Genomic DNA, 21,426 nt, shown 5'->3' with positions numbered 1-21,426 from the left:
TACATGTGTTTACTTAATATTATTTTTTGTGCGGGCAAACAGATTTTAATTTTAATTATTATATTTATTACCAGATACCAAAACTTTACTGTGAGAAAACTTTACCTACTCTTTTCGATCATCGTATTCAATTCCAGCCTTAGTGGTCAATCTCTTAGAACACCTGTAGCCGCATCTTATATAGGTTTGGGTGCCTACAGTACTCACCATGTCGATGGATTTTCGCTTACAGCAAACCAGGCCGCTCTTGCACAAATAAAAAATCCTGTTACCGGTGTTTACGGAGAAAATAGATTTTTATTGAATGCCACCAATATGTATTCAGCAGTGTTTGCGGTGCCAACTACCCAGGGAAATTTTGGGATTCAAATTGACTATTTTGGATTTAAAGACTATAATGAATCACAAATTGGCCTTGCGTATGCAAGAAGCCTCGGCAATAAACTTGATTTAGGAATAAAATTTAATTATTATTCTTTTAGGATACCCGCTTACCACGGATCTTCTGCAGTAAATTTTGAAATAGGAGCCATTGCTCATCTTGCTGATAAATTAAATGCCGGTATACATTTTTATAATCCTGTGGGAGGAAACTTATCAAAAACAAGTAATGAAAAATTAAGTTCCATTTATACGTTTGGTATAGGGTACGAGCCATCGGAAAGTTTTTTGGTAAGTGCTGAAATTGTGAAGCCGGAAGATTTGCGGGTAAGTATAAATGCAGGCGTGCAGTATAATTTCCAAAAACAATTTTTTGTGAGAGTTGGAGTAAATTCTGCGAATGAATCTCCCTATGCAGGTGCAGGTATAAGTTGGAAGGATATCAGGCTTGATGTGAGTGCAAGTTATCATCCTCAGCTTGGGTTGAGTCCCGGTTTAATGCTACTGGTAAATTTCAAATCAAAAGAAATTGAAAAGAAGTAATTGCATACAGCGCTTATTACCTGTAATAAGCTATTTGGTATTATCTCTTGCACCGGCACGCAGCTATGCGCAAATAAACCCGCCCGACCCAACGGAGCCACCTCCGTTTGTGGAACAACAGTTAGAAAATCTTACAGAAGTGAATGATGATGAAACAACGGAAGATGATGCTTATATGCAGGAATTAGTCCAATTTATTAAGGATCCTGTTAATTTAAATTATGCAGATGACGGGCAATTAAAAGAACTTAAAATACTATCACCTATCCAAATAAGTAATTTATTATTGTATAGAAAGTTGCTTGGAAATTTTTTAAGTATTTATGAACTTCAGGCTGTTCCAGGCTGGGATGTTGATTTAATCAGACGCATCAGGCCGTATGTTGCTATTAACAGTAAAGCCGATGTCTTTAATAGCATTGGTAGCCGTTTGCAGAAAGGCAGAAATACTTTTTTGATGAGGGCTATACGGGTATTGGAAAAATCCAGGGGATATTTACTGGATAATTCTACGGCAACTAATTTTTATCTAGGTAGCCCACAACGCCTTTTAGTTCGGTATAAATATTCTTTTAAAAATCTTTTGCAATATGGCGTTACGGCAGAGAAAGATGCAGGCGAACAATTTTTTAAAGGTGGGCAGAAGGCTGGGTTCGATTATTATTCCGCCCATTTTTTTATTAGAAACCTTGGAATAATAAAGTCACTCGCGCTCGGGGATTTCACAGTGAATCTTGGCCAGGGACTCACACAATGGGGCGGGTTAGCTTTTAAAAAAGGGGCTGATGTATTAAATATTAAACGCCAGTCCGATGTTTTGAGGCCTTATAATTCTGCAGGTGAAATAAATTTTAACCGGGGTATAGGTATTACCCTGCAGAAGAACAATTGGGAAGGCACTGGTTTTGCAAGTTATCGTAAAGTAGATGCCAATTTTATTCAGGACACTTTGAATTTTGAAGATTTCGTTTCTTCATTACAAACTTCAGGATATCATCGAACCGCCAGCGAAGTTTCTGATAAGAATTCGCAGGGTCAACTAACCCTCGGTGGAAACCTCGCTTACTCCACCGATCGCTTACATATAGGAGCAAATGCGGTTCACTATAATTTTGAGCATACTATTTTAAAACCACCTTATTTATATAATGCCTATGCATTGTCAGGTAAAACCGCGGGCAACTATAGCCTGGATTATAGTTATACGTATAAGAACATGCATTTTTTTGGCGAAGCCGCTACCGATGAAGGGATGGATAAGGCTTTTATCAATGGCATATTGATGAGCGTTGATCCGCATGTTGATATGAGTTTATTATATCGAAAGATTTCCCGGGGATACCAATCACTTTATACGAATGCCTTTACAGAAAGCACCTATCCTACCAATGAAAGTGGTTTCTATGCAGGTATTTCAATGGCTCCGGTATCGTATCTTCGAATCAATGCTTATGCAGATTTCTATCATTTTCCGTGGCTTAAATTCAGGGAGGATGCACCTTCTTCGGGAAGCGACTACCTTATTCAGTTGACCTATACCCCTAATAAGCAGGTGGAAATTGGTACAAGATACCGTTCCGAAAAAAAGGCAATAAATTATAACCCGGGTGGTGCCGTATTAAACCCTGTAATCGCAAAACCAAAGCGGGATGTAAGAACACAATTTTCTTATAAGTTAAATGCTGCATTTACTTTCAGGTCACGTGTTGAAGTATCATGGTTTGATAAAAAGGCTAAAGACGCAGAAAGTGGTTTTCTTGTTTATACCGACGTGTTATATAAGCCGGCATTCAAAAGGTTTTCCGGCAATATAAGGATACAATATTTTAAAACGGATGGATATAACAGCCGTTTGTACGCTTATGAAAGTGATGTCCTGTACGGTTATTCTATCCCGGTTTTTTATGATAAAGGCTACCGTTATTACCTGAATTTTAATTATGATTTGGGAAAAAAGCTAACGGTATGGGGAAGATTTGCACAGACCATTTACCCGGGCAAAACTGAGATCGGCACCGGGCTCGATCTTATTAAAGGAAACGCAAAATCCGAAATTACTTTACAGGCAATCTGGACTTTCTGAGTAGGCTATACTTCTTTAGTTCCCGCGTTGCGATATGCCCCCATTATTAATTTTAAACAAATCTCTTGTTTTTGGCAGCCGCGGCTTGCCGTATTTATTAAATAATTAAATGTTTGAGGGTTACCCACATACGCTTTCTTGAAGCTTTTGAAATATTCAAATTTCTTTCCGTTTATTAGTAGACAAATCCTTGCTTTCTTCCCATCTCGTTCATGAATGAACTGTCTCGTCCTAAAAAAACTATACACTAAAACAACAGTGTATGGAACAATTGGAAGGATTGCCTCAAGAAGGCCGTTATCATGCTAAAGGCAATTATGATCGTCGCTTTATCGTAGAAGTGACTAAGGAAATTGAAGAGGGCTTGCCGTTTCAGGCAGCATGTACAAAGTATAATTTAAACAAGCAGAGTGTAAGGCGGTGGTTAACAGATCCTGGCTTTAGGCATGTTAAGACGAAGCGCAGGAATTTTTCGGTGCAGGATAAACGCAGTATAGTCAGGGCTATCAAGTCAGAGGGCTTAAACTACAAGGAAGCGGCCATCGCCTATCAGATAAGCGTTAAAGCCATTCAGAACTGGGAAAAGGAGTTTGCCGCAGAAAATGCTGAACTTGGTAGTTGCAATCAGGAAACCTTGAATAAAAAAAAGACAGAACAACCAGCTAGTATGAACAGTGAGCAAGTGCAGCAGTTACGGCAGCAACTGGCAGAAGCGCAGTTAAAAATAGCTGCCCTCAATACCCTCATCGATGTAGCGGAGCAACAACTTAAAATTGATATCAGAAAAAAGCATGGAGCCAGGCAGTCTGGAAAATGAAGCATGACTTTCCTAAGGTAGGTCTGGAAAGATTATGTAGACTGTTTGGCAAGAGCCGGGGAGCTATTTATGACCATCAACGGCGGCGTTCGAAAGAGCGCCTGGAAGACGATATTATTTTACAGCATGTACATCAGATCAGGCAAACATTGCCTCGACTAGGAACCCGTAAATTACATTTTAAGCTGGAGCCTCTTTTGAAAGACCATGGTATTGAGATTGGCAGGGATTATCTATTTGCATTGCTGAGTGATCATAAGCTATTGATTCGTTGGCGTAAAAGGAAGGTAATTACAACCAACTCGCGTCATTGGTTGCGCAAATACACTAACCTGACCGGGGAATTAGTAGTAAATGGTCCGGAGCAGTTATGGGTCAGTGATATTACCTATATCCGTTTGGTCAACCAGTGGGGCTATTTATCGCTGATTACCGATGCTTATTCACATAAGATAATGGGGATTTTGTTTTCGCCCGGATTTATCGGCACAAGGCTGTGTAGATGCGTTGCAAATGGCATTAAGGAGTCGTCATTATCCTGGTAGTTCGCTGATCCATCATTCTGACAGGGGCACGCAATATTGCTGTAGCGCCTATGTAGAAATATTGGTAAACCATGCCATTGGTATCAGTATGACGCACAATGGAGATCCGAGAGAAAACGCCGTGGCAGAACGGGTCAATGGGATTATTAAGGAGGAATTTAGTCTCTATGAGAGTCGATTTGGCTGGGGGGCCACCTTTGAACGGATTAAATCCAGTATCCGTGCTTATAATGAAGAACGTCCTCACGATAGTTGTGACGCTTGACACCTGAGCAGGCGCACCAGCGGCAAGGAGTGTTGAAAAAGTGGTGGAAAACCTATCCCAGCAAAAGAAGTATTAAACCATCAGAGAGTAGTAAAAAAGAGGCGGGAACAGCTCCCCTCACAGAGCAAGTGACCGACTCTTTTTTACGGTAAAACTTATGAAGACTTTATCTTTTGAAAAATCGACTGTACAGGACTTTTAGGATTAATAGTAAGGCTTGTATAGTTAACTTAGGATTTATTAACTCACCTGTATAGCTATTTCAGGACGAGACAGTAGGTTTTTATTGTTACAAACGGGAGCAGGCCGAACTGGAATTAGAGTTTGCTTGTATCGACGCCCAGGTAGGTTGATAATTTCGAAAGCTCTTTAATGGCCAAACTAATTTACGGGAGGGTGGCGATCTTAAGTACCAATTCGTACTCTTCTTTCGTTCCCGCAATTCCCAGCAGCCAGATATTAGACATTTTTAATAGTCGATAATTTCTGTACCGTTCAAAAGCTTATTTAACCACAAAAAAAATTTTAGTAGAAGCAGCGGAATATATTTAATACCTGTCCTGATTTTATATAAATGTGAAATTTTCATTAATTAACATTTTTTTGATTCTTTTTATAAGAAACATATATTTGTGAATTCATAAAACTAAAAACACACATGAGAAAATTTCTAATGTTATTTGCTTTGCTTATGCTCAGCGGGGTATTGGCATTTGCCCAAACCCATACCGTATCTGGTAGTGTAAAGGACGATTCAGGAGCTCCTGTTCCTTTTGCAACAGTTACCGAAACAGGTACCCGGAATGCTACTACTGCAGACGCGAACGGTAATTTTACCATTAAAATGAGAGGTAGTGGTTCGTTAACTTTTACGGCGACCGGTTTTAATGGAGCCAAAGCAACACCCACAGGAGATGTTGCCAGTGTTACTTTGAAAAGAAACAGTACAGAATTAAGTACTGTGACTATTACAGGTTACGGTATTAGGCGTCAACCCAAATCCTTAGGTACGTCGGTCGCAAAAATCGATAATAAAGAACTTACCCAGGGGAAAGTAACCAACATTGCAACCGGGCTTTCTGGAAAGGTTTCCGGGCTGTTGATTTCTAATGTAAACAGTAGTGTTAACCAGGATACAAGAATTACCTTGAGAGGTAACAGGTCTATTCTTGGAAATAACCAGGCCCTTATTGTAATTGATAATGTCGTAATGGCCAGAGACCAAGGAGGTACCATTCTGGCTCAATTGAACCCAAATGATATTGATAATATTTCAATATTAAAAGGGGGTAGTGCTTCAGCTATTTATGGTTCCGATGGTTCAAACGGTGTTATTATTGTTACCACGAAGAAGGGAACGAGCGGAAAACCACAGATTACTTACAGTAATACAACAGAGATACAGGAAATCGCTTTTTTGCCCAAACTCCAAAATTCATTTGGACAGTTCGGCGGCGAGTATGATCCTGCTCAATACCCTGGAATTGAATATTTTCCCGAGAATCCTTTTGTTCCCTATGTACCCTACGAAAATCAAAATTATGGACCGAGGTATAATGGCGCCCCTATCACAATTGGGGCACCTGTGAGATTCTATAATGCTGATGGCACTTATTTTGATTCTTTAAAACACGGTACCTACTCTGCGGTACCGGGTGCTAAATTGGGATTTTTCAATAAGGGCATAACTGAACAAAATGAGTTGTCTATCTCAGGCGGAGATGACAAGAGTAAATTTTTCCTGAGTGTACAGGATGTTGACATTGCAGGGACTATCCCTAAAGATAAAAATCACCGGGACGCGTTTAGATTAAACGGATCGAGGGATTTTGGCAGGTTAACTATCAATTATGCGGCTGACTATACAGTTCAGCACTCAAACACAACACCTGGCGCATTTGGTGTTAATGGGGGCGGGGGAACATTCGGGGGCTCTTATTTCCAAAACAGAGCTGTTTACTGGACTATACTTAATACACCTGCCAGTATAGATTTAAGAGATTACAGGAACTGGCAAACAGATCCATTCGCTAATCCAAACGGTTATTTCAATGCTTACTACGGCAACCCATGGTGGCAAATCGATGAGTCCAGGTTTGACAGCAAAAGAAATACTTTAATTGGAAATTTAAATTTAAACTTTAAAGTTACCGATTGGTTTAACCTTTCAGCTACGGCAGCAATTACCCGTTTTGACCTTACTCAGAAATTTACAAGCAAAGCATTCAAATTTGCTGACTGGGCTAAAGCTGATGTATATGGCTCTGGAAGAAGCACAACAGATATGCCTTCTGCAGATTATGATGCCTTTGAGTATAATCAACAGTTATCTGGCCAGGTGCTGGCTAATTTCAATAAAGATTTTAAAGATTTTTCAACAAAACTAACTTTGGGTGCAACAACATTTGATAATACACAACGGGATATAAACCTTTCAGCAGTTCAACTAGGCATACCAGATTTTTTTAATATTTCCAATGTGGTAGGTACACCCGGCTATTACGAGAATTTGCAACAAGTTAGAAAGAATGGAGCATTTGCAGACCTGCTTTTAGGTTATCATGATTATCTATTTGTGCATGGGTCGTTCCGTAATGACTGGGATTCAAGATTAGCTCCTAAACTAAGAAGTTATAGTTACCCTGCGGGTGATATTTCCTTTGTGTTCACCGATGCAATACCAGGGTTAAAAAATAATAACTTTTTAAGTTATGGAAAATTAAGAGCAGCAATTGGCAAAACAGGTAACGTTAGTGTCGGTCCTTATAGTTTGGACAATGTATTTAATAGCGCTCCTAATTTTCCTTACGGAGGTACGTCTGGGTTTACTGTATCAAACGCACTTAATAACGCTTTATTAAAACCTGAATTTACTACCGAAAAGGAGATAGGCTTAGAACTCGGTTTTTTAAAAAACAGGGCAACATTAACTGCTGCGGTTTACCAAACTAATACCAACAATCAAACATTACCGGTACAGGTAAGCGCTGCAACGGGCTTTACCTCTGCTTTGCTAAATAGCGGGGAGATGCAGAATAAGGGTGTTGAGGTTGACCTTAATCTTACCCCAGTTAATACTACAGCAGGGCTTAGATGGGATATAGGCGCAAACTTCTCCTACAACGAAAATAAAATTATCTCCCTTTATCCCGGCATTGACAACTTTCCTTTACCTGGATTTGCGAACGAGTACGTAGTAAAAGGAGCCGCATTTCCCCAAATAAAAGTAACTGACTGGAAAAGAGATCCTCAGGGACGAATTATCGTAGATAAAAACTCTGGCTTTCCAACGGTTAATGACTCTTTATCCACTTTTGGAACATCAAATCCGCCTTACAGCCTGGGCGTGCATACCAGCATAAGCTATAAAGGATTAACCTTATCTGTTTTAGCTGAAGGCAGATTTGGCGCCGTAATTTATAATAGCATTGGAAATGCGTTAGATTTTACCGGGGTTTCATGGTATTCCACTCAAAGCGGCCGCCAGCCGTTTGTGGTTCCTAATTCATCTTACAATGATGGTACGGGTAAATATGTACAAAATACCGATGTCGTAACTAGGAATGGGAACAATGATTTTTGGGCGAGCTTATGGAATAATACAGGAAGCACTTATATCAATAGTGCAGACTTCTGGAAAATACGCGAAGTATCTCTTTCCTATGTAGTTCCCAAAAAGATATTGGGCAATAACTCATTTATAAAGCAACTTTCTATAGCCCTTGTTGGACGTAATCTATTTACGTTTAAGGCTAAGGAAAATGTTTGGACCGATCCTGAATTTGCCAATACTACCGGAAATGCTATTGGTACAACTGATATTAATCAGAATCCGCCGAGCCGTATTTTTGGCGCCAATGTTAATATCACATTTTAAATAAAACAGTTAATTGAAAATTAATAAAATGAAAAAAATATTTTTAATACTTACACTCGTTTCTTTAATAGCAGGAGTTGGTTGCAAGAAGGGATATCTTGATGTAAATACTAATCCTAACCAGTCTACTTCAGCGGACCCGAGCCTGGTATTACCGGCGGCACTCGCAGTTACGGTGGCAAATTATTATCCCGGTAATACAAACGTAAGTGAATGGATGGGGTATTGGGCTGTTAGCGGAAGTTATGCCATTAACGCCAGTGACGCCGGTACTACCTATAAAATGACCACTGATTTTGGTGATGGAACATGGCAATCTATCTATGATAACCTGGAAGATTATCAATATATTCAGGATAAAGCAAATGCAACCAGCCAACCATTCTTAGAAGGTGTTGCAAGAATTATGAAAGCGTTTAATTATCAGCACTTAGTTGATTTATGGAGTGATGTTCCTTATGCCGATGCCTTGAAAGGCGGCGCTTCTTTAAGACCAGCATATTCCAAAGGACCAGATATTTATGATAGCTTATTTATAGAAATTCAAAAAGGAATAGACTTGATTAAGTCTGCCGGTATAACAGTTTCATCAAACTCAGACATCATGTTTGGCGGCGACAAAAATTTGTGGTTACAATTTGCTAACACCGTTCGTTTGAATATGCTATTAAGAATGTCTGAAATGGCTACTAAACCGGCTTTTTTTCAACCGAATGTTGATTTAACTAAAAATGAAAGTGCTGGATTTTTAACCACTGACGCTTTGGTAAATCCCGGTTATGTAAATTCAACCGGTAAGGGAAATCCCTTCTGGCAACGTTTTTGGAACCTTACAGGCGGACAGGTATCAAGTTTTGGCGACTTCTGGGCTCCTAATATTTTTGCCGTTAATTATTATCAAAATAATAAAGATCCAAGATTGGGCAGAGAGTTTACACGGGTTGTTTCTGGCCCTAATAAAGGTAAATTTATTGGTAATTTGATGGGAGCTACCAGTGGTAATCCTTCCAACGGCAACTATTCATTTTTTGGTCCCGGTATCCTGAGAGGTTACAATATATTAAAAGACGTAAATGGAGTTGATTCATTTGTTGTAAACCCATCAACGGGTTCAACGGCGCCTGCTGTTATGATGCTTGCGGCCGAAAGTTATTTTTTACAGGCTGAAGCTGTAGTATTAGGTTACATTCCCGGAGATGACCAGGCGCTTTATAAACAAGGAATTATTGAATCCTTCCGTTACCTGGGTGTTCCTGATTATGCAAACGCCTTTGCTGATTATTATACCCAGGGCGCCGGCAACCCAAAAATTGATTACAGCACGGCAACATCTGTTTTAGCTAAACAAACAATTATAATTGGGCAAAAATGGGCTGCTTTAAATGGTATTAATAGTTTGGAATCATACAACGATTATAGGAAATTCGATTACTTGCATACAGGTACATGGCCTTATCCGGGTCCATTAGGCAATATCCCTCTTACAGCGTCGCCTTATTACGACGTTGACAAAATTCCTATCCGTTGGAAATATCCAACGAGTGAATATTCGAGAAATCCTGATAATGTATCAGCTGAAGGGACCATCGATCACCAAAGCACCAAAATATGGTGGATGAAATAGTGATATAAAAATTTTAAATTTAAAAAGACTAAGATGAAAATAAAATTAAATAAATGGATAGGCTTAATAACCGGAATGTTTCTATTCTTTATCGGCCTTAATTCCTGCGTTAAAAATCGTAACGCTGAAGGGACAGATTTTTCGCATCTCCAAGATCATGTATTAATATTAAATGGTGGAATCTCAGGATTTTCTGCCTCAAACGTTGCGTTTAGTAGCGACACGGCAACTCTCAAAATTACGGTTTATCTCGCTTCTGTTAATTTACCAACCAGTCCTTTAACCGTAACTATAGGAATTGATAATTCGCAGATTGCCACATATAATACTGCAAATGGTAAGAATTTCGTGGCAATACCTGATTCCGCATTTAGCTTTGCAACTACTACTTTAACCATTCCTGCTGGACAACAATATGCTACCACTACTATTAGTTTTTATAAAGCTAAAATTGATGGCGGTTTAAGCTATTTAATTCCCGTTGCGATCAAAGATGCTTCAGGTAAATCCTTATCGTCTAATGAAAACACACAACTTTTCAATATTATTGGGAATCCGTTAGCGGGCACTTACAGTGACGTTGGGTACTTCTATCATCCATCTTCGCCAAGGCCATTGGGACCAACCACAAAAAAACTTACAGCTATATCTGCAACAGTTCTTCAGGTAGATTTAGGTGACCTTGGAGGTTCGGGCTATATAGCATATTTGACGGTAGATCCTGCTACTAATAAAGTAACAGAGTTTGATCCTCCGGGCTACTATAATGCGACTGATGATTTTATAAAGGAATTAAAGTCGTTAGCCGATGCAACCCCTCCGGGTTATACTGCCGCCTGGTCCGGATCTGTAAAATGTAACAATACTTATGATCCTGCCACTAAGACATTTTATCTCCGTTATGGATATATAGGAGGAAGTGGTTATAGAGTTACAGAAGAAATACTGGTAAGACAATAGATTTTATTTTTTATAAAGAAAAAGGGGCCGCTTTGCAGGCCCTTTTTCTTTATACATTTAATAATATGTTTTTCTGTTACCTTAATAAAATAATTTAACTATTTTCATTTTAATATTTCAATGAGTTACTTTTGAAAAAATTAGGCAAATGGAATTACCAAAAGATCAACCCAACCAACTTAACATAGAAATTTCTGAAGAAGTTTCGGAAGGGGTATATGCAAATCTTGCAATTATCACCCACAGCCATGCAGAGTTTGTTGTGGACTTTGTGAATGTTATGCCGGGTACGCCAAAAAGCAAAGTGAAAAGCAGGATTATATTAACTCCCACACATGCAAAGCGTTTTATGAAGGCAATAATCGATAATGTAAAAAAATTCGAATCGGTTAATGGTCCTATCCAGGATATTGAAGCAGTGGAATTGCCTTTAAATTTTGGCGGTCCAACTGCGCAAGCGTAATTATTTTCGGCAGAGAAGATTTATAGTAAGCCCTCATCGGCAAAACTAAAATATCCCTCATCGCTTACTATAAGATGATCTATAACCTGTATATCAAGGTATTTGGCAGCTTCTTTAATTTTATGAGTCAAATCTTCGTCCTGTCGGCTCGGTTTTAAACTGCCCGACGGATGATTATGGCATAGTACAATTGATGTAGCCCCTGTTTCAAAAGCTTTTTTAAAAATAATCCTCGGGTCTACCACGGTGCTTGTCATTCCACCCTGGCTGATTATTTCAAAGTGATTAATTTTATTTGCCTTGTTCATAAATACCACGGCAAAAATTTCATAACTATAATCTTTAAATTTCGTTCGTAAAAATTCAGCAAGTTCGTTACTGGAGCGTACTAATGTTTTATTAAAAAATGAACTTGCCTGCCGCCTGCGCCCCAGTTCCAGCGCTGCACTAAGTGTGATGGCCTTAGCCTCACCAATTCCTTTTATAGTCATTAGTTCTTTAAGGGAAACTTTACCTAGTTCATTTAAATTATTTTTGCCCAATGCAAATATTTCTTTGGCAAGTTCTACTGCACTTTTATTTTTACTTCCTGTGCTTATTAAAATGGCTAAAAGTTCAGAGTCGCTTAAGGTCTCTCTGCCCTTGGCCAGCAATTTCTCCCTCGGACGGTCATCAATCGCCCAGTTTTTTATAGAAGTGGAAGACTTGTTAGAACTTTCCATAATTTTGAGTTTATTGCAAGCAATATTAATTATAAATTCGCCACACCAAATATTTGCGCTAATCAATTTTATTTAAGATGGACTCTAATGTAAAAATTTTTTCGGGTACGGGTTCCCAATACCTGGCAAAACAAATTTCTATCAAGTTTGGAGAGCCTCTTGGTAAAATCAACATTCAAAAATTCAGTGATGGAGAAATTGGGGTAGAATTCCAGGAAAGTATAAGAGGCCAGTTTGTTTTTTTAGTGCAAAGTACGTTTTCGCCCACTGATAATCTTATGGAATTACTATTAATGATTGACGCTGCAAAACGGGCCTCAGCTTATAAAGTAATTGCTGTAATTCCCTATTACGGATATGCACGACAGGATAGAAAGGATAAGCCCAGGGTTGCTATTGGCTCCAAGTTGGTGGCCAACATGCTTACAGCTGCAGGCGCAGACAGGGTAATAACTATGGACCTTCATGCTCCGCAAATCCAAGGCTATTTTGATATTCCGGTTGATCATCTCGACTCCTCCGCAATTTTTATTCCTTATATTGAAGACCTTAATCTTGAAAATCTCACTTTTGCTGCACCCGATGTTGGAAGTGCAAATCGCATTCGTGAAATAGCGAGCTATTTTGAAGCTGATATGGTTATATGTGACAAACATCGTAAAAGAGCCAACGAAATAGCCAGCATGGTGGTAATAGGAGACGTAACCGACAGGGATATAATTTTGATAGATGATATTTGTGACACAGGGGGAACACTTGCAAAGGCTGCCGGCTTGCTGAAAGAAAAAGGTGCAAGAAGCGTAAGGGCTTTTTGTACGCACCCGGTTTTAAGCGGCAATGCATATGCAAACATTGAGAATAGTGTTTTGGAAGAATTAGTAGTATGCGACACTATTCCTGTAAGCCAAAAGATCGATAAATTAAAAGTCGTGTCTGTTGCAGAATTATTTGCAATTGCTATTCGTAATGCTTTTGAAAATAAAAGTATAAACAGCCTCTTCCTGAGAAGTAAGATGCTTAAAAAGAATAAAGTGAATGTATTATAATATCGCATTATAAATGCGCATTACAGTAATTCATTACTCAGGTAATTTTCCATTCTTCATTCCCGATATATTTCTTACCTTCGCGCCTCAAAAAAAATTATAATGAAAACAATTACAATCGAAGGACAAATCAGGACCGAATTTGGCAAAGCAGCCACCCGCCAACTTCGCTCTGAGGAAAAAGTGCCAGGTGTAATTTACGGAGGTGCAAAAGAAATTAATTTTTCTGCTCCGGCAACTGCTTTTAAAAGCATTGTTTACACACCGGATTTTATGCTGGCAGAAGTTAAAGTGGATGGTGCATCTTATAAATGCGTATTAAAAGATATGCAATTCGATAAGGTAAGCGACCAGCTTATTCATGTGGATTTTTTGGAATTAGTGGGAAACAAAAAAGTTACCGTTTCTATTCCTATTAAATTTACAGGCGTGCCTGTCGGTGTAAAAGAAGGCGGCAAACTTGCAGTAAAAATGAAGGCCTTAAAAGTAAAAACTATCCCTGAACATTTGCTGGAACATATTGATGTAGATCTTACTGAGCTTAAATTAAATGAAAATATCCGTGTTCAGGATGTGAAAGCAAAAAATATGGAAATCTTAAATTCGCCCCGGATTCCTATCGCTTCTGTTGCAATGACACGCCAGTTGAAACAAGAAGAGGCTGGTGAAAAAGCGCCTGCTACAACTGTTGCGAAAGCTGCACCTGACGCTAAGGCAGAAGCAGCCCCTGCAAAAAAATAATCAAAATTTTATATTTGTAATGCCCTCCTTAAACCGGGGGCATTTTTTTTAACGAAATCAAACCTATATTCAAAAAAGGTACTGTAAACTTTGTGTACATTTGCCAACTAATTTTTAATTATGGGAATGGATAGAAATACGGTGATAGGATTTGTTTTACTGGCTCTTTTATTCTTTGGATACTTTTATTATTCGAGTCAGGGTAAACTAGCGTTGGAAAAGCAACAACAGCATATAAAGGATTCTCTTGATAAGCTAAAACCTAAAATTGATACATCATTAAATACAGGGAAAATTACAAACGGAGCGTTAAAGCCAGATTCCAGTGCCGCAAACATCAAACAAGATACTTCAGGTAAAGAAGAGTTTTTTACCCTCGAAAATAAAGTTCTTAAAATTACATTTACCAACAAGGGAGGACAACCTAAAAAAGTAGAACTTAAAAATTTTAAAACATTTGATAAAAAGGCATTGATATTACAGGATGGCAGTTTTAATAATATTTCTTATACTATAAATACCGGTAATAATCAAACCGCACAAACTTCTGACTTGCTATTTACGCCATCAGCACCCAAAACAGACAGCAATGGAAACACGATAATTAGTTACAGCCTTGAAACAAAAAGCGGACAAACCATAGAGCATCAATATATTTTGCAGCCTGATGATTATATGGTTGGATGGAATATAAAGCTAAACGGTGCGGACAAATTAATAACACAAAATGCACTTAACCTTACCTGGCAAACAAAAGCCGATAAACAAGAAAAAGATATTGAATGGGAAACACAGCAATCACATATTTCTTTCGTGGAAGGAGGTGATTATGATTTTGAACACTTGGTTGAGGGGAAAGATGACGATAAAAAATTTATAAAACCTCTTGATTGGGTAGCTTTGAATCAGCAATTTTTCGCATCATCCATTCTTGCTAAGAACAAATTTTCAAGCGGCGAAATAAAATGGCAATCACCTAAAGATACAAGCCTTCATATTATTGGTGAGGCTACCGCAAATCTTAAATTGGATGTACCTTCCGGTAATGAGGCGGTAATTCCATTACAACTTTTTTATGGACCGAGCGATTATAAAATATTAAAATCCTATGGCAATCAAATGTATAATATGGTTCCATTGGGCAGTGGCATATTTGCTTTTGTAAAATATGTGAATCGTGGATTTATTATGCCGGTTTTTAATTTTCTTTCAGGAAAAATTGCAAGCTTCGGCCTTATTATAGCTCTTCTTACGATTGTTATCAGGTTACTCATTTCTCCACTTACCTATCAAAGCTATTTAAGTGGCGCAAAAATGAAACTTCTTAAACCCGAAATTGATGCGTTGAAAGCAAAATATGGGGACGATAAACAAGGATTTGGAATGGAACAAATGAAACTCTTTCGCAGCGCCGGGGTTAATCCTTTAGGCGGGTGTATTCCTGCAATACTACAAATCCCGATATTTTTTGCCCTTTATAATTTCTTTAATTCCAATATTACTTTACGGGGCCAAAGTTTCTGGTGGGCGAAAGATCTATCTTCTTACGATTCCATCTATAATTTGCCTTTTTCCATACCATTTTATGGAAATCACGTAAGCCTGTTTACGATTTTTGCAGTGGTAACGAGCCTTCTTATATCTCTTTATGGCATGAGCAACATGCAGGACAACAGTAATCCTGTAATGAAGTATATGCCGTTTATTTTTCCTGTTATCTTATTGGGAGTTTTTAACAGGCTTCCGTCATCGCTTACGTGGTATTATACAGTTTCCAATGCAATTACCTTACTTATACAGTTCGTAATTCAGAAATACATAATTGACCATGAAAAAGTTCTTGCTAAACTGCAGGAAAACAAAAAGAAACCTGTAACACAAAATAAGTGGCAGGAGAAGATAACCGCCATGCAGGAAACTAATAAAAAGTTACAGACCATGCAGCAGAAAAAAAATACAAATAAGAAAAAGTAGGTTCCTTTTACGGCTGCAACCATTCCCATGGTAATAGAGTCTTTATGGGTGAATACTTAACTTTAATGAGTACACGAAACAATTAATGAAACTTACTTTTACGATATTATTATTCGCAGGAATTTTTACAGTCCTAAATTCTAATGCTCAGAAAAATTTGACAGAGGGTAGCCTGGTATATAATATTTCGGTGGAAACCGGAAGTACGCAACCCAAGATGGCAGACATGCTGGATGGAGCGACTACCACCGTATATTTAAAAGGCAATGAAAGCCGCACTGAGATGGTAAGCGGCCTGGGAAGTGAAGCCACTATATTCAATGCAACCACTGGTAATGGAGTTATTTTGAAGGATTACAGTTCTCAAAAATTAATGATAACGTTAACCCCCGACGAGTGGGAGACGAATAATAAAAAATACGAGGGAATAACTTTCGAAAATACCGGTGAAAACACCGTTATAGCTGGATTTAATTGTAAAAAAGCAATTGCAAAATTAAGGGATGGATCCACCTTTACCGTCTATTATACTACTGACATAAATGTTGCAAATAAAAGCTACGATTACCAATTCAAAACCTTGCCTGGATTAGCCGTACAGTACGAAATGCAGACGGGGAAAATGAAGTTTAAATTTACCTTGGCAAAAATAAATTACAGCCTGGTTCCTGCATCCAAATTCGAAATTCCAAAATCGGGTTACAGAGTTTTAACTTATGGCGAAACAAAAAAATAGCCTGAACAGTTAAAGGGATATGATGGAAGTTTCCCTATATTTTATTAAAATAAAAAAGCCTGCGAATGCAGGCCTCATAATAATTTTAAGTGATAGGTTATTTTCTTGACCTGATAATAAGTTTGTAACCATCCTTTTGAGTGTATTCAGGTATTATCACTTTTTGTTTGTATGGTAATATATAGATTGTATTTCCCTTTTTATAAGAAACAAAAGCATCTGAAATATAACTATTGCCTATTTGTTGCTTATTCAAGAAAAAACTTCCTTTATAAACAATACCAGATTTAAGGTTGAAGGCAATCGAATTCTTTAAGGTACCTGTCGTAGCAATATTAAGGCGGGTTTTATTTTTCTTCACAAAACCGCCCCTGTCTGCAAAAGTGAGGGCATAGACCCCGCAGATCAAAAATATTACAAGTGCTATTTTGGAATATTTATTCATTTTAATAATAATTAGTGCAATTTTAACAAACTTACAAAAAATTTATGAGAACGTAAAGCCTTTCATCACATTTATTAACTAAACGTCGAAAAGGGATGAATAGTGTGCTGGGAATTTAAAAAAAATCTGTAAATTGGATTAAGATCATTTATATGAAAGAGAATCCATACCGGCAAAATAGAGAAGAAATGAAAGAACTGCTTTTGCAGTATAATAATTTTAAAAACGGTAGAAAGTTCAGTTTCATAGAAGAAGAGTCTTTTGAACGGATAATTGATTACTTCGATGAAAATGATGATCTTATTTCCGCAGTAGAAGCCGTTAATTATGCGGTGGAACAATTTCCTTACTCATCAGCTCTTCATATTAAAAAGGCGGATTTACTCATTGCCACTCATCGTTACAGGGAAGCGCTTTTCCTGCTGGATAAAGCAGAACTCCTGGATAGTAATGACATTAATCTTTACATACTCAAAACCGATGCGCATCTTGCGCTGGATAACCAGGAAAAAGCTGCGGCTTTACTGGAAAAGGCCATACACGTTTTCCAGGGCGAAGAAAAAGCAGAATTACTGTTTGAGCTCGCTGATGTTTACGATGACTACGAAGAATTTGATAAAGTTTTCAATTGCCTGAAACTAATCCTGGAACAGGACCCAACGAATGAAGAGGCGCTTTATAAAATTTGTTTTTGGACGGATTATACAGGCAGAAATGAGGAAAGTATAAAATTGCATCAAAAAATTATTGATGAATTTCCTTATACACAATTGGCATGGTTTAATCTTGGCGCTGCTTTCCAGGGATTAAAATTATATGAAAAATCGATTGATGCTTATCAATATGCAATTGCAATAGATGAGAAATTTGATTATGCGTATCGCAACATGGGCGATGCCTACCTGAGACTACATAAATATAAAGAAGCGATTGAGGTGTTGCAAAAGGTACTTGAACTTTCAATGCCCGAAGAAGTTATTTATGAAGCGTTGGGCCACTGTTATGAGAAATTAAAGAATTATGCCCAGGCAAGGTTTAATTACCGAAAGGCTTCTCATCTAAATTCCACTGATAGCCATTTGTATTTTAAAATTGCGGGTACGTATATGAGTGAGGGCTATTGGGATAGTGCCGTAAAAAATATAGAGAACGCAATGCGGATTAATAAATCACAACCTGATTATCATTTAGCATTGGCCAAGTGTTATGTTCAACTTGACAGGATTAAAGATGCGGTTATTCATTTTTCAAATTTTATTAAAGCCCGACCAAAAAATAATAACGGATGGAAAGAGCTGATCAAATGTTTGTACGAAGCTGAGTATTTTGAGGAAGCGCTTGAACAGGTGTACAATGCACAAAAAAATACCAATAATAAACCTCTTTACACGTTCTATAAATCTGCGATATTATTTGCGCTGGGAAAATCCAAAGAAGGATTACTGCAGCTTGAACTTGGGCTGCAAAAATCTCCCGGATTAATCAGACAGTTCATTCAATTAAATCCATCCCTTCTTCAGCATCAATCAATAGTTGAATTAATTGCCTTGTATAAAACTAAAAGCCCCAGAAAGAAGAAATAAGATATTATTCATCTTTTGAATAATTGGTTTTACAAAACTATCTTTGCGCTGCTTAAAAAATATTAAATATGAATTTTAATCTTTCCCAGATTCCTAACAGGGTTCCGAAGCCAAGACAATATGGTTTAACAATGGTAATGGACAAAGGTCTTAGCGTTGAGGAAGGAAAAAATTTTTTAAGTGCGGCCCATCCACATATTGATATTATTAAGCTGGGTTTTGGAACAGCTTTCGTGACCCCTAACCTAAGAGAGAAAATTGATTTGTATCAGTCTTTTGATATTCCTGTTTACTTTGGAGGTACTCTTTTTGAGGCCTTTTTAATAAGAAACCAGTTTAATGATTACATCAATCTTTGTAAAGAATTCAATATAAAATATATGGAAGTAAGCGATGGGTCCATCACTATTCCACATGCTGAAAAGTGCGGTTATATTGAAAAGCTTACCAAATACGGAACCGTATTAAGTGAAGTTGGAAGCAAAGATGCGGCGCATATAATACCTCCATATAAATGGATTGAACTGATGAAAGCTGAACTGGAAGCAGGCTCATCTTATGTAATAGCAGAAGCACGCGAGGCAGGAAATGTAGGAATCTATCGCGGCACGGGTGAAGTGAGAGAAGGTTTGGTGCAAGAAATACTTACGCAAATTCCACAACAAAAAATTATTTGGGAGGCTCCGCAAAAAGCGCAGCAGCTATATTTTCTGGAATTAATTGATTGCAATGTGAACCTTGGAAATATAGCGCCTACTGAAGTTATTCCATTGGAAGCTATGCGCATTGGATTGCGTGGCGATACTTTTCATTTATACCTTAATAAAGAAAAGGCGTAATGAAAATTTACGGATTGATAGGAAATCCTTTGAGTCATTCTTTTTCAAAAAAATATTTTACCGAAAAATTCAGCAGGGAAAATATAACCGGCTGCCAATATCAGAATTTTGAAATAAAGAATTTACAAAAAGAAATTCCTGCTCTAAAGAATAATCCACTTCTCTCGGGCTTAAACGTTACCATTCCATACAAATCTGATATCATAACGTTTTTAGATACAATCTCTGCAGAATGTAGCGAAATAAATGCCTGTAACTGCATTAAAATCCACAATGGAAAATGGAGCGGATTTAATACAGATGTAACCGGTTTTGAAAAATCATTTGTTCCTTATTTGCAGCCACATCACAAAAAAGCTTTAATACTTGGTACCGGCGGCTCTTCAAAAGCAGTTGCTTATGTTTTAAAAAAAAAAGGAATTGAGTTTTTATTTGTGAGCAGAAGAAATGATGTGTCATCAGGCGTTATTAATTATGAATCTATCTCTTCACTACTAATGCAGGAATATTCGATTATAATTAATACCACGCCAGTAGGAATGTTTCCTAACGTAGAGGAATGCCCGCCATTGCCTTATGAATATATTTCCGATAAACATTATTTTTTTGATTTAGTATACAACCCGCCCAAGACAGTATTTCTTTCAAAGGCTGAGGCAATGGGTGCAGTAATAAAAAATGGTTCGGATATGCTTTCTATACAAGCTGAAGAGAGCTGGAAGATCTGGAATAATTTAAAATAAAAGCAGCTTTTTCAATTCTTCAGGAACAGGCATTAACTTTTTTTCTTTATAATTAAAACAAACCACACCGGTTTTCGCATTGGCAATAAGTAACGGTGACCTATCTCTTACAGTTGATAATGAATAATAAAATTCAAAACCCACTTTAAAGATTTCACCTATAAATATTTTTACCTCAAGAATATCCTTATAAAAAGCTTCGCTTTTAAATTCGATAAAAAGCTCATTCATTATAAGTGAAGTCCCTGCGACATCCAGTTCTGTATATCCATGCAGATGAAGAAACTGCATACGGGCTTCATGAATGATGGCCACCAAAGAATCATTACCTACATGATTGCCGTAATTTATATCCGTTATCCTTACAGGAATTTTAAAAGATGCAATACATTTTGCTGGCAGTTCAATTTTTGTTCTTGCCATAAAAAATGATTATTCATTATTATCTGCAGCAGATGAAAGCTGAACGATATCGAGAAGATTGGTTGATGTAGGAGAGAGTGTGCTGCTCAACATAATTTGTTTCCACTTTTCAATCTTCTTATTCCAAATCGGCTTCGGCGGATACTCGTTATCGGTAGATTCAATTAACGTGGCCACTTTGGGAGAAATTTTTATAGGCTGACACTCTGGTCCGGCAATAGTGAGATACTTTTTGCCATGAACTGAAGAGTTTTCATAATTCAGCGCCAGCAAATTTTTATCCTTCGTAGAATTGATAATTTCTTTTAAAATTTTATTATTCAGATTTAATGAATCCTGGATTTGTTTCGATGATAAATTTTGCAATTGATTTGCACCATTTGAAGCAGTGTTTATATTTTTCTGCGACGTGTTAAAAAATATTGAAATTAAGAAAATAACGATAAGGGATGCCGCAGCCGTTATTCCATAAAAAATAAATTTAGATCTCTTTCTAAATCCTGTTAAGGAAACTGTTTTGGGTTCACTACTCTCCAATTCAGCAATTATATTTTGCCAAACTTCTACCGGAGGTTCAGCTTCATAATTGTATAATTTTTCTTTAAAGTTTTGCATA

20 protein-coding genes are annotated in these 21,426 nt (G+C 37.6%); 16 read left to right on the top strand and 4 right to left on the bottom strand.

Annotation, left to right across the window (positions count from 1 at the left end; all coding sequences use genetic code 11):
• The first annotated feature begins 90 nt into the window (after window positions 1-90).
• From FW778_RS04780 to FW778_RS04740, 9 genes are all read left to right on the top strand, one after another.
• Window positions 91-924: a PorV/PorQ family protein gene (locus FW778_RS04780; protein WP_150413467.1), complete on the top strand. Its 834-nt coding sequence runs from the start codon at window positions 91-93 to the stop codon at window positions 922-924.
• On the top strand, window positions 911-3,007 hold the full coding sequence (locus FW778_RS04775; RefSeq protein ID WP_150413465.1) for a ComEA family DNA-binding protein: 2,097 nt from the start codon (window positions 911-913) through the stop codon (window positions 3,005-3,007). Before FW778_RS04780 ends, FW778_RS04775 begins: the two co-directional genes overlap by 14 nt.
• Before the next feature lie 262 nt (window positions 3,008-3,269).
• On the top strand, window positions 3,270-3,824 hold the full coding sequence (locus tag FW778_RS04770; RefSeq protein ID WP_150413463.1) for a transposase: 555 nt from the start codon (window positions 3,270-3,272) through the stop codon (window positions 3,822-3,824).
• 149 nt (window positions 3,825-3,973) lie between these two features.
• Window positions 3,974-4,369: a hypothetical protein gene (locus tag FW778_RS04765; RefSeq protein ID WP_150413461.1), complete on the top strand. Its 396-nt coding sequence runs from the start codon at window positions 3,974-3,976 to the stop codon at window positions 4,367-4,369.
• The gene (locus tag FW778_RS23685; RefSeq protein WP_150413459.1) at window positions 4,338-4,634 is read left to right on the top strand and encodes an integrase core domain-containing protein; all 297 of its coding nucleotides are present in this window, start codon (window positions 4,338-4,340) and stop codon (window positions 4,632-4,634) included. The genes FW778_RS04765 and FW778_RS23685 overlap by 32 nt, the downstream gene beginning before the upstream one ends.
• 658 nt (window positions 4,635-5,292) lie before the next feature.
• Entirely contained in the window at window positions 5,293-8,511 is a 3,219-nt protein-coding gene (locus FW778_RS04755; RefSeq protein WP_150413458.1) for a SusC/RagA family TonB-linked outer membrane protein, read from the top strand.
• Window positions 8,512-8,539: 28 nt separating this feature from the next.
• Window positions 8,540-10,135 carry a SusD/RagB family nutrient-binding outer membrane lipoprotein gene (locus tag FW778_RS04750; protein ID WP_150413456.1) on the top strand — a complete coding sequence of 532 codons (1,596 nt, stop codon included), beginning with the start codon at window positions 8,540-8,542 and terminating at the stop codon, window positions 10,133-10,135.
• Window positions 10,136-10,168: 33 nt separating this feature from the next.
• A complete protein-coding gene (locus FW778_RS04745; RefSeq protein ID WP_150413454.1) occupies window positions 10,169-11,095 on the top strand; it encodes a DUF1735 domain-containing protein in 927 nt (308 codons plus the stop codon).
• 148 nt (window positions 11,096-11,243) lie between these two features.
• The gene (locus FW778_RS04740) at window positions 11,244-11,558 is read left to right on the top strand and encodes a DUF3467 domain-containing protein (protein ID WP_150413452.1); all 315 of its coding nucleotides are present in this window, start codon (window positions 11,244-11,246) and stop codon (window positions 11,556-11,558) included.
• Between the two features lie 20 nt (window positions 11,559-11,578).
• Here FW778_RS04740 and radC read toward each other — a convergent pair whose 3' ends face one another.
• Complete coding sequence (gene radC, locus FW778_RS04735) at window positions 11,579-12,280, bottom strand: RadC family protein (RefSeq protein ID WP_150413450.1); 702 nt, start codon at window positions 12,278-12,280, stop codon at window positions 11,579-11,581.
• Window positions 12,281-12,357: 77 nt separating this feature from the next.
• Here radC and FW778_RS04730 point away from each other — a divergent pair, with 77 nt between their 5' ends.
• The 4 genes from FW778_RS04730 (at window position 12,358) to FW778_RS04715 (ending at window position 16,777) form a co-directional block, all read left to right on the top strand.
• Window positions 12,358-13,326 (top strand): ribose-phosphate pyrophosphokinase, encoded by a 969-nt coding sequence (locus tag FW778_RS04730; protein WP_150413447.1) that lies wholly within the window; start codon window positions 12,358-12,360, stop codon window positions 13,324-13,326.
• A gap of 102 nt (window positions 13,327-13,428) precedes the next feature.
• Window positions 13,429-14,067: a 50S ribosomal protein L25 gene (locus FW778_RS04725; protein WP_150413445.1), complete on the top strand. Its 639-nt coding sequence runs from the start codon at window positions 13,429-13,431 to the stop codon at window positions 14,065-14,067.
• Between the two features lie 126 nt (window positions 14,068-14,193).
• Window positions 14,194-16,041, top strand: a complete 1,848-nt coding sequence (yidC, locus tag FW778_RS04720; protein ID WP_235906020.1) for a membrane protein insertase YidC — start codon at window positions 14,194-14,196, stop codon at window positions 16,039-16,041.
• Window positions 16,042-16,126: 85 nt separating this feature from the next.
• Window positions 16,127-16,777 carry a DUF4412 domain-containing protein gene (locus FW778_RS04715; RefSeq protein ID WP_150413441.1) on the top strand — a complete coding sequence of 217 codons (651 nt, stop codon included), beginning with the start codon at window positions 16,127-16,129 and terminating at the stop codon, window positions 16,775-16,777.
• 97 nt (window positions 16,778-16,874) lie between these two features.
• Here the strand turns inward: FW778_RS04715 and FW778_RS04710 are convergent, their stop codons facing one another.
• A complete protein-coding gene (locus FW778_RS04710; protein ID WP_150413436.1) occupies window positions 16,875-17,222 on the bottom strand; it encodes a hypothetical protein in 348 nt (115 codons plus the stop codon).
• A gap of 152 nt (window positions 17,223-17,374) precedes the next feature.
• Here FW778_RS04710 and FW778_RS04705 point away from each other — a divergent pair, with 152 nt between their 5' ends.
• The 3 genes from FW778_RS04705 (at window position 17,375) to FW778_RS04695 (ending at window position 20,387) form a co-directional block, all read left to right on the top strand.
• Window positions 17,375-18,805: a tetratricopeptide repeat protein gene (locus FW778_RS04705; RefSeq protein WP_150413434.1), complete on the top strand. Its 1,431-nt coding sequence runs from the start codon at window positions 17,375-17,377 to the stop codon at window positions 18,803-18,805.
• A gap of 68 nt (window positions 18,806-18,873) precedes the next feature.
• Entirely contained in the window at window positions 18,874-19,644 is a 771-nt protein-coding gene (locus FW778_RS04700) for a phosphosulfolactate synthase (protein WP_150413432.1), read from the top strand.
• Window positions 19,644-20,387, top strand: a complete 744-nt coding sequence (locus FW778_RS04695; protein ID WP_150413430.1) for a shikimate dehydrogenase family protein — start codon at window positions 19,644-19,646, stop codon at window positions 20,385-20,387. Before FW778_RS04700 ends, FW778_RS04695 begins: the two co-directional genes overlap by 1 nt.
• Here the strand turns inward: FW778_RS04695 and FW778_RS04690 are convergent.
• Window positions 20,379-20,810 (bottom strand): acyl-CoA thioesterase, encoded by a 432-nt coding sequence (locus tag FW778_RS04690; RefSeq protein ID WP_150413428.1) that lies wholly within the window; start codon window positions 20,808-20,810, stop codon window positions 20,379-20,381. The genes FW778_RS04695 and FW778_RS04690 overlap by 9 nt on opposite strands.
• 9 nt (window positions 20,811-20,819) lie before the next feature.
• Complete coding sequence (locus tag FW778_RS04685) at window positions 20,820-21,425, bottom strand: hypothetical protein (RefSeq protein WP_150413426.1); 606 nt, start codon at window positions 21,423-21,425, stop codon at window positions 20,820-20,822.
• Window position 21,426 lies beyond the last annotated feature (1 nt).

The organism is Ginsengibacter hankyongi, assembly GCF_008710285.1.
GTDB lineage: Bacteria > Bacteroidota > Bacteroidia > Chitinophagales > Chitinophagaceae > Ginsengibacter > Ginsengibacter hankyongi.
The sequence above is the reverse complement of the archived record's forward strand: the minus strand, read 5'-3'. Positions and strand labels throughout refer to the sequence as shown.